We start from the raw sequence: 13,364 nt of genomic DNA, 5'->3' as shown, positions 1-13,364 counted from the left end.
TCGCGCAAAGGCGCTAAGGAGCAAAGACGCAAAGGAAGAAATTAAGAGGAGTTGGAGTTTACCAAAAATAACCGGCTTTGATTGTGGTTTCTCTTTTGTTGGAGTTATATTGGAGTAGGTATTCGCGGGCTATGGCTTCGGTTTCTTTCAGGTTTTGATATTCTTTTTTGCCGATTTCGGTGTCAGTGGAAAGGAGGATTACTTGATGGCTGGCTGAGGGAAAGTATCTTTCTACTAGGTTGTTGCGGTGGGAGGAGTCTAGTCTTCCTAATGGGGTGTCTATGGCTATGGGTAAGCGTCTTCCTGATACTTTGGCTAATCCCCACAAAAATGCGATCGCTAATAGTTGTTTTTCACCGGCGGAAAGCCGATGTTTGGGGACTTGTTTTCCGTTTAAATCATATAATGATAAGCCGAAGGTTTTACTATCAATAGCTATGCGATGTACTAGGTCTGATTTATGTAATAAATATAGAAAACAGTTTTTGACTTCTTCTTCTAATTTATTCAATTTTCTCAAAGTCAATCTTTCTCGAAATACTTTTAATGTTTGTTGAACTTTTAATGCAGAATCAATAATATGTTCACTATTTTGATATTTGATATTTTGTACAGTATATTCATTTAGTTCTTGTCTCAATTTTTTGGTTTCTGTATCTAATTCTATCAGTTTTTGAGTCATTATGTCTGACTGAGATTTAATTTTATTAAATTCAGTTTGTGCCTCTTTTACTGCTTTTTGTAGTTTTGTATATTCTTCGGGTGCAGCCGCAGTTTGTACTTGTCTTTCTAAGGTGAGAATTTCTTCTTCATAATTAGTTAATTCATCTAATTGCTTTTGGGCGGTGTTTTGGGAAACCTGTAAACGATAAGTTATATTGTCAAGTAAACTTAAACTTTCTTCATCTCCATTTAACCAATTATTTTCTGTTGATAAGTTATTGGTATATAAGTTATTGATATCTTCAGCTAAAAAAGATTGAATATTAGTAACTTTATTATTTTCTAGATTTAATTGTTGTAGCCAATTCAATAATCTTTCATCTCTAGCAATTAAGACATCTTTCGCTAATTGAATTTGTTGAGTTTTCAGTTCTTTTTCTCCCTGTCTTTGCACTTGAGATAATAAAGGACTAATTAAGGCTAAAGGTAAAACATCAGCAGCTAGTTCACACAAAGATTCACGGACATTATTCGCAACTTTAATTTTCTCTTCCTTTTGTTGTTCTAACTGACTACGTTCAGCAGCAATTTTACCACCTTCATTCACAAATCTATCTAAAGCCTCTTCATGAACTTTTTCTAATTCTGTAACTTGAATATTTATATCTGCTAGTTTTATCTGATTGTTTTCATATTCTGCCTGTTTTTCCTGAAGTCGGGTTTCAATTTCTGCTAATTTTTCTAAATCTTTTGTATCTGCAAATTCTCGTTTTTTGCGATTTACTAATATCTCTAAATCAATTGCCAATTTATCAGCTAATTCTAAACCCAAAAGTCCGTTAATCGCATCTACAACTATGGGCGGGGGTATTTCCTGTTCTGCAAGTTCTTTAACTTGTTCACCGTCAAAGAGAAATAAATTGGAAATGCCTAAAGGTAAAATATTTTCTATATATTCATCCCAAATATTTACTAATGAATCAATTGGCCATGTTTCATCATCTCCTAATATTCCTAATTGGTCTTTTCCGTCTTTAGGATTTTTTTCCCAAGTCCGCACAACGCGATATTTTATTGGTCTATCTTCTTCGATATGTTCAAAAACTAATTCAATTCTGGTTTTTTCTGTGGGGGTACTTTTACTATTCACGCATTGGGTTAAAAAATCACTATAACTCAGATTTCCTCTTGTTGAACATTGGGCGCGTTGTCCATATAATGCAAGGCGAATGGCATCCATGAGGGTGGTTTTTCCGCCGCCGTTCATTCCTCCTAAAAGGATAATTGGGCGGGCGTTATCTTCGTCAATTTCGGGGTTGAGGTTGATGATTTGTTTTCCAGCATAAGGACCGAAGTTTTGCAGGACTAATTCTAGGAAGATCATGGGTTTTTGGGTTGGGTATTCTAGTTTTTTTAAACGAACCACAGAGGCACAGAGGACACAGAGAAAGAGAGAAAGGAGATATTTATCTCGTTCCCTGTCTCTGACAGGGAATGCTGTCAAGAGGCTCTGCCTCGGTTATAATGAGTTGAGGTAGAACCTCAAGATTGGCATTCCCAGCCAGAGGCTAGGAACGAGGGTGGGGAGGATATTCTATTGGTCTGGGTTATCATCTGGGTTCTTTTGTGCATATTTGAAGTTAGCCCAAGTTTGTGGTTTACTCTCTTGTTTTTCGGCGGTATCTCCTAAACTTAATTGTTTGAATTTTTCCCGAATTGTCGCAACATCACCTTCTAATGCTGCTTGTCGTAAATCCCGTTTTAAATGGGCATTTGCGATCGCTTTTTCTGGTGAACGGGAACTTGTATCAAAGCATTTTTCTAGGCTTTCGTAGATACCCACACGGCGAGTTTTTTTCTTAAATTGTCTTTCTGTATCTAATAGTCTGGCCATTAATTCTAGGTGCATTCCGTCACCTTCACAGATTTCTTCTAATACTCCCCATTCATCACTACCAAGTATGCTTTGATCTGCACCAGGACGAGGATCTTTAAATACTTCTCCTGTGACTTCTTCGTATATGCGGGGGACACTATCATCAAATTCGTGTTTTTCTTCTAACCATATTCGGCGAATCTCACTCAATTCTGCTTGAGAAATAAGGGTAATATCGCGCATATTTTCGGGCGCATTTTCACGCATTTCTTTTTGCGCTGTTAATAATTTTCTTAACCAATATTCTCGCCAATATTTTGTATATGGACCATGTATAGGTTCAATAGATGCTTCACCATTTACATTACGTTCAAATAATTGAACTTCTCCCCAGATACGACGGAAATCTCTTTTTTCGCGGTCACGGTCAACATCTAATTCAGCACGAAAATCCACTAATGGTTGTAACCATTCTTTTTCTTCATCATTTTGAATCATTGCTTGCATAGATTTATCACTGTTAACCAATGTGCAAACCCAGCAACCGAAGCGAGAACTTCCACAACTAGGAGTAGAAGTATCAACAACTAAAGGACATTCATTATCTGCTGTTGCACCTCTATACATAGTAAATAAATCTTTATTGCTATATCCCCAAGGGTTTGAAAACTGCATTAAATATAGCCAAACTTCATCAGTTCGCCAATCTTCAATAGGTGTGTAAAGTAGAGAATTTATCAAATTAGGATGAGGACAAAGACGCTCTCTGACCCGACCTGCTTCACGTTTCATCATTATCAAACCGCGAGTTATGCTTTCAGTTTTGCGAGTTCCTAAAATAACTATTGTTTCACCATTAGCCCTCACAACGTCACGAATAAAAAGATTAGAAGGCTCAATTTTTAGCCGTCCGGTACACCAGCGGAATTTATTGCGCGGTGCTGGGTAGCCTTTACCAATTAAACCTGCCCAATATGTTTGTTTAGTTTCTGGTTGCAGCAAATGAGGTTGTATTGGCATTTTTTGCTCTTCAGCCGCTACTTCCATTTGTTTTAATGAGCTTTTTACCCAAGCAGAAACATAGGGATTTTCTACACCTGTATCTGTCGTAATTACATGAATTGGTTTAGTTCTTTTTTCCGCTGGAAGTCCAGAAATTGCATTCCAAATAAGCTGTAAAGTAGCAGTGCTGTCTTTTCCACCTGAATAGCCTACTACCCAAGGTATCTCATCTAAACAATACAATTCTTGAATTTCTGTCGTCAAAGCTTGGATATACTCCACTAACTCTGGTACAGTACGATTCGGCTGATTTTTATTTTCTGGCTGTTGTGTTGTAGTCATTTTTCCTTACCTGTGGATACATGAACATAGAATCAATACTTCCCTTTGGGGGCATGAAATCATCTAGTATATAAATAAATCTAAGCTATGCGTGCAGCATATTTTTAAAAATCGCATCCCTAGTATCCATCTTTTTGGACAATAAAGCAAGATTTAGTCACCAAGTTTTCAAAAATTAACATGAATGATAATACAGATACACTCAATAATCAACTCGCTAACGAGTATTTAGAACGGGAAAATCAGGATAAACAGGTATTAGCTTTACTGCTAGACAGGTTTTTAGAGAAAAAAGACCAAATTCTTGTCCAAAAAACAGAAATGGGTGGTACGGAGGCTTATGTAGGTTCTGTGACATTGGAATGGTTCGCGGGACGGGTACATTTTGCGTCTGGTTTACCCCTGCTGCAAAAAAAGTACAACCCAGAGACAGAGAATATTGAAATTGACGCTGATAGTATTGATGACATTCAACAACGTCCTGTTGATTGGTCGCGTCAAGCACCGTTAGTACAGTATTTAGCAGCGAGGAAAAATCATAAATTTCCGGCTGTGTTGGTGGTAATTAATCAACCTTGGGTAGATAACCCCAAAGCAGCGGAGTGGGATAGTCAAGGACGAGCTAAAAAAGCGACTACTGATTTTATACCTTTAGATAAAGATGGTAAAGTCGGTTTACTGAATATTTCTGAAGACAATGTGACAATTTATGCTTTAGATGGTCAGCATAGATTAATGGGTGTCCAAGGTTTAATGGAGTTAATTAAATCAGGTAAACTGCAACGTTATAAAAAGGATAAAACTGCTGATGATAGTTTTATTACCTTATCTGATTTGATTGAGAAATATCAAGTAGAACCTGCTTATTTACAAAGTTTATCTAAAGAAAAAATTGGCATTGAATTTATTTGTGCTGTGAATACCGGGGAAACTCATACAGAAGCAAAACGACGGGTAAGATCAATTTTTGTTCATGTAAATTTAATGGCTGCACCTTTAACTAAAGGTCAGTTAGCACAATTAAATGAAGATGATGGTTTTGCTATTGTAGCACGAAAAATTGCGGTTACACATCCACTTTTAGAACAAAAACCAAATCGCAATCCCCGTGTTAATTGGAATAGTGCCACAGTAGCCGCTAATTCTACAGTTTTAACCACTCTGCAAGCCTTACAAGATATGTCTGAAAGATATTTGGGACAAAAGTTCCCCCATTGGAAACCTTTGGAAAAAGGGTTAATTCCCATGCGTCCAGAAAATGAAGAAATTCAGGAAGGAATTGCCGATTTTAGACTACTTTTTGATCATTTAGCTAATCTTCCCAGTTATAAAATATTGGAACACGAAGATACAACTGTTTTGCGGCGCTTCCATTTTGAAAAAGACGGAGGTGAGGGAAATATGTTATTTCGTCCAGTTTCTCAAGTTGCTTTAGCGCAAGCTTTGGGAACTTTGGTATTTAAAAAAGGTTTTGCTTTGACGGATATTTTTAAGAAGTTGGAGAAATTTGACCGTCAAGGGGGTTTTAGTAGTATGGAATATCCTCAATCTATATGGTATGGGGTTTTATATGACCCCAATAAAAAGCGGGTACAGGTAGTAGGAAAAGATTTAGCTGTGAAGTTATTCATTTATATGTTGGGAGGAATGACTGAAAAAATGGAAGTTACGGCTTTACGTAAAGCTTTAGCTAATGCTAGGACAATGGAAGAACAAACTATAGGTTTTGATGGAAAATTGGTAAAACCGCAAGATGTAGGACTTCCGATTATTTTATAATAATAGCTAATTATGGCTGAAATATATGATGACGATGCCATTGTAAAGCTTCAATATCTGGAAAATATTTCTCTACTTTCGGTAATATGAGTATTTCCCCATGAAATTCCGTTATTGTTCTAGCATGGGGAGATACTTCTTCTAATTCTTTACTAACGATTATTTTGTATTTATCGTCAACAGCAAACCAACCTCTATCAAAAGCCCAATGATGATTTTTACAAAGTGCTATTCCGTTATGTATTCTACTGTCATAAAAAGCAGAAAATGGTTTTATATGTGCGCCGTCAACAATATTTTGATTACCAGTTTTAGTAACTTTTAAACCACAAAAAGCGCATTGACAATCATATACAGAAACAACCGCTTTTCTAAAAAAGGCATTTCTAATTAGTGTTTTTTTTAAACTCCATTTAGGGTTGTTAGGTAAATTTTCAATATCATCTAGTTTTTCTACTTCTGGATAATCTTGAAAAGTTTGATTAATTTGTAAAAATTCTTCAATTTCATCTTCATTATCCGAGAAAAAAGCGGATACAAGTGCATCAATTAATTCTTTTCGAGAAGATTCATCTTGTAAATAGTTAAATAATTCACTGTCTAAATATGCGTATTCAACAGCCTGTTTTAATTGGTTAGTTGTTTTTGGTTGTAAATTATTAAAACCTGCTTTTATTTGTACGTGCCAAAATCCCTCATTTTGAAGATGAAAAAATGGATAGTGTAAACCTCCTTTATAAGATTGTGAGCCAATAACATTCCAATATTTATTAAAAGCTTGAATTAATTCATCTGAGACAAAAATTTGATTATTGGTAATAACTCCTTTCATAATCAAATCAATTACGGTTAAAAGTAATATTGGTTTATATTGAGCATTACCACGTTTTCGGCTACTACTTACTTTTAACTTAGAAAACTTTTCACAATAAAAACGAAGACTATTCATATCTCACTACTTTATAAAAACGCGAACAAAATGGATTATTTTAAAAATCTAGTTAAATTAAATTCTCCTTCTATATTATTTTCTTGATAATCTATTGCTTTTCTTAAAATCAATAGAAATTGTATTTCATAATCAACAACTCCGCGCAATTCACTTTGTAATATTTCTAATCCCCCATTAGCATACTCTTCAAATACTTGAGTCCGTTTATCCTCATATACATCTTCTCTAGAAGCAAGTATTTGGATATCACTTGTCTCAACAATTCCTAATAATTTGATAATTTTGTCATAACCCAGTGAAGCAAAATTTTCTTGTGGAATTGGAGAAGGCTCTCTTTTTGTAGTATCTCCCAGAGGAACACTTTTTTTATACTTTACTCCTAATGCTGCCGCAAATATCATCACCTCCACATAAGTTTGGAAAAGTCCCGGTGTTTCCTTAGACGCTAGTAACGACTTCACCAACTCAGCCTTATCCTGAGCAATTTTGATTCTATTTGCAGCCATAATTATAAAATATACACCCTTAACATCATAAACCAAACCTAACCTACTAATACTACAATCTTATCCTCTTCTTTGCGCCTTTGCTCCTTAGCGTCTCTGCGCGAAACAAAAAATCAAAAAACATCCTCATAAACCAGAGAAAGAGGAAAAGTAAAATCAACACTAACTAAATGTACATCATCACCCTCAACAAAAGGATGTAACTCCCATAAACCCCTATCATTTAGGCGAAAACAATCCAAACCGATTTTATCAGCACTAATTAAAACATATTCCTGCAAAGTTTGAATCCGTCTATATAGCTGAAACTTACCCCCCCTATCATAAGCCTCCGTACTCGGAGAAAGCACCTCAACAATTAAGCAAGGAAATTGAATAAACTTAATAGCTTGTTTATCCCGTTCATCACAACTTACCATGACATCAGGATAATGAAACGGACCATTTTCCGATATACCCACTTTAGCATCTGCCATAAAAGGACGACAATTACCACCCCGCAAATGATTTTTTAACCCAGAAGCCAAATTTAAAGCAATAGTAGAATGGGGAATAGTTCCCCCAGTCATAGCAAAAACTTCACCATTGATATATTCATATTTAATATCTTGCTGTTCCTCCCATTCCAAATACTCCAGAGGACTCATATAACTTTTCTCAAAATTAGCAACCATTTCTTTCTTCCTCCTTTGCGACTTTGCTTCTTAGCGACTTTGCGCGAAACAAAAATTATTTATTCAACCTCAACAATTTCAGTATATTCAAAACCATTCAAACTCTGACGAACCAAAGCATATCGTTCCCTCCCCAACTCAATAAAATCCTGTTCACAATTAGGCTTAGAAGAATAATAAACCAAAACATATTCCTTCCCAATCTTATCAGCAATTTCCTCCTCAACCTCAACCCTCCACTGAGTCTTAGTCACCAACACAACCAACTGATTTGCTAACTTAGGAATAGTTCGCGCAATGTGACGACGAGAATTAGCATCTAAACTCCCAAAAGGAGAATCCATAACAATAGGAAAAGTGCTACTATCAGGAACCATCATCATTTTCCGCTTCTCACTCCAGTCACGCACCTTATCAATAATACTAGCGATAAAAGATAAACTGAGAATTTGATTTTCTCCCGTAGAAGCTGCGACTGGTGCTTCAAATCCCGTCGTATTTTCCACCAAACTCAACTCATACTTTTCGCTAATCTTGGGAACATAAGGAGTAAAAGAAATATCTGAGAAAATTTCCTGTACCCGCTGTTCCAATTGGAGACGAAACTGATTTTCTTGACGGTTTTTAACTTCCGATAATCTGTCAATTGCATCTTGAGTAGCATTAATGCGACGCTGTGCTAAAGATTGTTTTTCCTCATTTTGTTTTTGCTTAGATATTTGTTTTATCAAAGCATCAATAGCTGTTTTTAGATGAGAAACTTCCTGTTGATTTGCACCTTGTTCTCGATTTAAGTCATCAATTTTAGCTTCAATTTCATCCAGACGTTTTTGTAAACTACTAATTTCCTCATTGGGATCTTTTCGGAGTTGTTCTTGAATAGTTGCTAATTCCAATTCAACTTGATTAAGATTTTCCCGTAACTGTTGAATTCGTACTTGTTCCCTGTCCGCTTCTTCCCAAAAAGCAACTGCTTGTTTATCAATTTCATCAACTTGCGCGCTCATTCTAATTGCGGTTTCTTCTACAGTCGAAGAACCAGATTTTCTCATTAAATTCTTGACATGAAAATGGGTGTGAGTTCCTTCTCTTAAATCTGCACCACAAATACAACGTCCACTATTGAGTAAATCATTGACAAATTCCCGGGAAATTCCCGCAGTTAATTCACCTTTTTGTTTTAAATCTGTAAATATTTCCCGAAACTTAGCGGTAGTTTCCGATAACAGAACAGTATAACCCCGTGCAGAAATAACCTTTTTCAAATTCTCCCGTGTTTTCTTCAACTCTTCCCGCAAACTATCTTTTTGAGATTCTAAACTTTGCTTTCTTTCCTGTAATTCCTTAACAGCACTCAATTCTCGTAACTTGTTACTAACTTCCTTTTTGAAAGTCTGTTGACATTCCAACTCTTGATTTATTTCCGTTTGACGTTTATTAATATTGTCAATTTCCAGTTCTTGCTTTTCTTGCTGATTCAATAACTGTTTAGTTTCCGCGTCACCAATATGTTTTAACTCAGTTTCTAAACTCTTTTTAGCATCTTTCAAGTGTTTAATCGAAAGTTCAATAACTTCCACACCCAAAAAAGTTCTAATGGCTTCAGAAATTTCCGCTTTATTATCAGAACGGACAATTTCTTCAATGCGTTCACCGTCAAAGAAAAAATATTGATGTAAACTTGCTGGTAAAATCTGAGTTATAATTTCCTCAGCTTGCTGAAGTGGGAAATACCATTTTCCGTCATCTCCAGCAACTTGAATTTTTAACTGAGTTTTCCCAGCTTCAATCACATCACTTTCATTTTTATAAACCCGACAACCACGAGTAGCACGATAACGATTACCTTCATGTTCCCAACCAACTTCCACCCAACATTCCACAGGTTGACTAGGTTGAGATTCTGAAATTGCGCGTTTATTTACTAACTGTTCCGTTGACGCAAAAGCCGCACTAAATTTTTCATATAAAACCCAAGTAAACGCATTCAAAATACTAGTTTTACCTGCACCGTTACTACCATAAATCATCGTAGTATTGCGAACATCTCCACCAGCCAAAGTTATCTCTGGAGTTTTCCCATAAAAAGAACGAAAATTACATAATTTAATCGAAGTTAGCTTCATTGTACCGCTTCCTTCACAATAGTGAGAATATCATCATTAATATGACCCTTACTCTTTCTATCTAACCGACTTTTCTCCAACCTCCATACCTTCTCAATAATTTGCTTCACTTCCGGTGGTGCGCTGGTAATTGGTTCTTGAACATCTTCAATATTTGCTTCTGGTATCATTTCAAAACAGCAATAGATTTATTTTCTATTTTAACCAGTTCTGATACTATTTTTATCTATCTGCTCTTATCCCATTGCACTTGATATAATCGGTATACACAACCAGCCTTTAGCATATTACAAATTTTAACGCAGTCAGAAGCCAGAAGCCAGGGAATAAATTCCCTGTCTAATAGCTCAAGTCGGTTAAAACCGACTATTATAGGGGTATGCACTTGGATTAGATACACAGTTGCTGTATCAAATTCAAGTTAAAATCAAAATCGTACCCTAGCTTTAGGAAAACTAACCATGACAGTTACTATTGCTAAATGGAGTTTAGACGACTATCATCGTATGATTGAAATTGGCCTTTTAGCTGGTCGTCAAGTTGAACTACTAAATGGAGAAATTATCAACATGGCACCAGAAGGACCAGAACACGCGCAAATTAATACTGATTCTGCTGAATATTTGCGGGAATTACTCGGTTCAAAAGCACTGGTAAGAGATGCAAAACCGATTACAATACCTAATAGCAATTCAGAACCAGCACCAGATTTAGCAATAGTTGAACCACTGCGTGCTATTTATCGCAGTCACCACCCTTATCCTGAAAATATATTTTGGTTAATCGAATATTCTAAAACTACTCTAAGTAAAGATTTAGAGATAAAACGCAAAACCTATGCTGCTGGATTAATTAATGAGTATTGGGTAGTAGACTTAAAAAATCAACAATTAAAAGTGTTTAGAGAACCAATAAATGGTAATTATTCTAGAGAATTAACCTTTACTTGCGGTGAAATATCTCCATTAGCATTTCCAGAAATTAAAATTTCTATTCAACGATTACTACAAGGATTTTCACAATAAATCAATTGGGTGCGGCTTTTTTGAGCCGGCAAAAATAAATTCAGGCTTTGGGGGTTGACTTGCGCCGCCAGGCGTGATATTATGATAATGGGAATGTGTGCTTTTATAAAAATTTTATCACCACTCCATTATATTAATATAGCACATCGCCGGCGATGTTGCAAGCCAAACCCCGAAAAAAAAATTTCGCGCCAAACGTAAAACTGAGAAATTGTGTAGAATTGCTAGGTGTAACGTTCAAGCTAGATAATGGATTTTAATCTGCAAGCGCCTTTTGTCCCCACCGGTGATCAACCACAAGCGATCGCACAACTTTCTGCTAGTATTCAAACAGGAAATCATTATCAAACATTACTGGGTGCGACAGGAACCGGTAAGACATTCTCCATAGCCGCAGTCATTGAAAAAGTCGGTAGACCTACCCTAGTATTAGCCCATAATAAGACATTAGCCGCCCAGTTGTGTAACGAACTGCGGGAGTTTTTTCCTCATAATGCAGTTGAGTATTTTGTCAGTTATTACGATTACTATCAACCCGAAGCATATCTACCCGTTACTGATACTTATATAGAGAAAACATCAGCGATAAATGAAGAAATAGATATGTTACGACATTCCGCCACCCGTTCCTTATTTGAACGCAAGGATGTGATTGTTGTGGCTTCAATTAGTTGTATTTACGGTTTAGGAATGCCGGCGGAATACCTGAAAGCCGCAATTCGATTACAATTGGGAATGGAAATTGATCCGCGTCAAGTTTTACGGGATTTAACAGCAGTTCAATATACTCGCAATGACATAGAAATGGGGAGAGGAAAATTTCGAGTTCGGGGTGATGTTTTAGAAATTTCTCCTGCTTACGAAGATAGAATTATTAGAGTGGAATTTTTTGGTGATGAAATTGATGCAATTAGATATGTAGATCCTGTGAGTGGGGAAATTCTCCACAGTTTAGAAGCAGTAAATATCTACCCTGCGCGTCACTTTGTTACTCCTAAAGAAAGAGTAGAAATAGCTTGTGAAGATATAGCCACCGAATTAAAACAGCAACAATTAACATTAGAATCAATGGGGAAATTAGTGGAAGCACAACGCATTGATCAACGCACCCGTTATGATTTGGAAATGTTAAGAGAAGTGGGATATTGTAACGGCGTAGAAAATTATTCCCGTCATTTAGCAGGTAGACAAGCAGGAGAACCACCAGAATGTTTAATTGATTATTTTCCCAAAGATTGGTTATTAGTGATAGATGAATCTCATGTTACCGTTCCCCAAATTCGCGGAATGTATAATGGAGATCAAGCGAGAAAAAAAGTATTAATAGATCATGGTTTTCGGCTTCCCAGTGCTGCGGATAATCGTCCTTTGCAAGCCGAAGAATTTTGGCAAAAAGTCAATCAATGTATTTTCGTTTCTGCAACTCCAGGAAATTGGGAATTGGAAATTTCGGAAGAGAATATTATTGAACAAGTAATTAGACCGACGGGAGTAATTGACCCAGAAATATTTGTGCGTCCCACGGAAGGACAAATTGATGATTTATTAGGAGAAATAAAAGATCGAGTTGACCGTCAAGAAAGAACGTTAATTACTACATTAACTAAACGCATGGCGGAAGATTTGACTGAATATTTAGCAGAGAGGGGAATTAAAATCAGATATTTACATTCAGAAATCAATTCCATCCAACGGATTGAGATTTTACAGGATTTGCGAAATGGTGTTTTTGATGTGTTAGTCGGTGTAAATTTATTGCGGGAAGGTTTGGATTTACCTGAAGTTTCGTTAGTTGCAATTATGGACGCAGATAAGGAAGGATTTTTGCGGACTGAACGTTCTCTAATTCAAACTATCGGCCGCGCAGCCCGTCACATTAGAGGAAAGGCAATTTTATATGCTGATAAATTAACAGGTAGTATGATTAAAGCCATTGATGAAACTGATAGAAGAAGAGGAATTCAAACGGCTTATAATAAATTGCATGGAATTACACCGCAACCGATTATTAAAAAACAAACTAATTCAATTTTATCATTTTTAGATGCTTCCCGGCGGTTAAATGCAACTGATTTAAAAATGGTTGATGAACATTTAGATGAATTATCGGTGGAAGATATTCCAGAGTTAATTACAATTTTAGAAAAACAGATGAAGGAAGCAGCGAAGAAGATGGAATTTGAAGAAGCTGCAAAATTGCGCGATCGCATTAAGCATCTTCGAGATAAAATGTTAGGACGTTAGAAAGCTGGAAAATTGCGCGTTAGCCTTGCGCTGCGTCAGCAATCCCATTAAGCATTTGCGAGATAAAATGTTAGGACGTTAGAAAGCTGGAAAATTGCGCGTTAGCCTTGCGCTGCGTCAGCGATCGCATTAAGCATTTACGAGATAAAATGTTAGGTAGATAAAATAAATGTAT

At 36.3% G+C, this 13,364-nt stretch carries 10 protein-coding genes; 3 read left to right on the top strand and 7 right to left on the bottom strand.

Annotation, left to right across the window (positions count from 1 at the left end; translation table 11 throughout):
* Positions 1–58: 58 nt before the first annotated feature.
* Together dndD and dndC are read right to left on the bottom strand one after the other, a co-directional pair.
* Positions 59–2,047, bottom strand: coding sequence for a DNA sulfur modification protein DndD (gene dndD, locus FJR09_RS05470; protein ID WP_168653176.1), 1,989 nt, complete (start codon positions 2,045–2,047; stop codon positions 59–61).
* 210 nt (positions 2,048–2,257) lie between these two features.
* Positions 2,258–3,883, bottom strand: a complete 1,626-nt coding sequence (gene dndC / locus FJR09_RS05465; protein ID WP_148760508.1) for a DNA phosphorothioation system sulfurtransferase DndC — start codon at positions 3,881–3,883, stop codon at positions 2,258–2,260.
* 180 nt (positions 3,884–4,063) lie between these two features.
* On the opposite strand from dndC, the gene FJR09_RS05460 reads away from it, so the two are divergent.
* Positions 4,064–5,662, top strand: a complete 1,599-nt coding sequence (locus tag FJR09_RS05460; protein WP_168653173.1) for a DGQHR domain-containing protein — start codon at positions 4,064–4,066, stop codon at positions 5,660–5,662.
* A 10-nt stretch (positions 5,663–5,672) separates the two neighbouring features.
* Here FJR09_RS05460 and FJR09_RS05455 read toward each other — a convergent pair whose 3' ends face one another.
* The 5 genes from FJR09_RS05455 to FJR09_RS05435 form a co-directional block, all read right to left on the bottom strand.
* Complete coding sequence (locus FJR09_RS05455; protein WP_148760504.1) at positions 5,673–6,611, bottom strand: HNH endonuclease; 939 nt, start codon at positions 6,609–6,611, stop codon at positions 5,673–5,675.
* A 35-nt stretch (positions 6,612–6,646) separates the two neighbouring features.
* Entirely contained in the window at positions 6,647–7,120 is a 474-nt protein-coding gene (locus FJR09_RS05450; protein WP_168633477.1) for a DNA phosphorothioation-associated protein 4, read from the bottom strand.
* A gap of 113 nt (positions 7,121–7,233) precedes the next feature.
* Positions 7,234–7,794: a Uma2 family endonuclease gene (locus FJR09_RS05445; protein ID WP_015079893.1), complete on the bottom strand. Its 561-nt coding sequence runs from the start codon at positions 7,792–7,794 to the stop codon at positions 7,234–7,236.
* Between the two features lie 59 nt (positions 7,795–7,853).
* A complete protein-coding gene (locus FJR09_RS05440; protein WP_168653172.1) occupies positions 7,854–9,920 on the bottom strand; it encodes an AAA family ATPase in 2,067 nt (688 codons plus the stop codon).
* Positions 9,917–10,090 carry a hypothetical protein gene (locus FJR09_RS05435; protein ID WP_015079891.1) on the bottom strand — a complete coding sequence of 58 codons (174 nt, stop codon included), beginning with the start codon at positions 10,088–10,090 and terminating at the stop codon, positions 9,917–9,919. The genes FJR09_RS05440 and FJR09_RS05435 overlap by 4 nt, the downstream gene beginning before the upstream one ends.
* A gap of 291 nt (positions 10,091–10,381) precedes the next feature.
* Here FJR09_RS05435 and FJR09_RS05430 point away from each other — a divergent pair, with 291 nt between their 5' ends.
* Entirely contained in the window at positions 10,382–10,945 is a 564-nt protein-coding gene (locus tag FJR09_RS05430) for a Uma2 family endonuclease (RefSeq protein ID WP_015079890.1), read from the top strand.
* 246 nt (positions 10,946–11,191) lie between these two features.
* Positions 11,192–13,189, top strand: a complete 1,998-nt coding sequence (uvrB, locus tag FJR09_RS05425; RefSeq protein ID WP_168633486.1) for an excinuclease ABC subunit UvrB — start codon at positions 11,192–11,194, stop codon at positions 13,187–13,189.
* The last annotated feature ends 175 nt before the right edge of the window (positions 13,190–13,364 follow it).

This window comes from Dolichospermum sp. UHCC 0406 (genome assembly GCF_009712025.1).
GTDB lineage: Bacteria > Cyanobacteriota > Cyanobacteriia > Cyanobacteriales > Nostocaceae > Dolichospermum > Dolichospermum lemmermannii.
This window is presented reverse-complemented; position numbering and strand designations above follow the sequence as displayed.

Bases quoted from the DNA above. Each gene is read 5' to 3' on its own strand.
- FJR09_RS05450 (WP_168633477.1), bottom strand. From the start codon at position 7,120: ATGGCTGCAAATAGAATCAAAATTGCTCAGGATAAGGCTGAGTTGGTG.
- FJR09_RS05430 (WP_015079890.1), top strand. From the start codon at position 10,382: ATGACAGTTACTATTGCTAAATGGAGTTTAGACGACTATCATCGTATG.
- FJR09_RS05445 (WP_015079893.1), bottom strand. From the start codon at position 7,794: ATGGTTGCTAATTTTGAGAAAAGTTATATGAGTCCTCTGGAGTATTTG.
- FJR09_RS05440 (WP_168653172.1), bottom strand. From the start codon at position 9,920: ATGAAGCTAACTTCGATTAAATTATGTAATTTTCGTTCTTTTTATGGG.
- dndC (WP_148760508.1), bottom strand. From the start codon at position 3,883: ATGACTACAACACAACAGCCAGAAAATAAAAATCAGCCGAATCGTACT.
- FJR09_RS05455 (WP_148760504.1), bottom strand. From the start codon at position 6,611: ATGAATAGTCTTCGTTTTTATTGTGAAAAGTTTTCTAAGTTAAAAGTA.
- FJR09_RS05435 (WP_015079891.1), bottom strand. From the start codon at position 10,090: ATGATACCAGAAGCAAATATTGAAGATGTTCAAGAACCAATTACCAGC.
- FJR09_RS05460 (WP_168653173.1), top strand. From the start codon at position 4,064: ATGAATGATAATACAGATACACTCAATAATCAACTCGCTAACGAGTAT.
- dndD (WP_168653176.1), bottom strand. From the start codon at position 2,047: ATGATCTTCCTAGAATTAGTCCTGCAAAACTTCGGTCCTTATGCTGGA.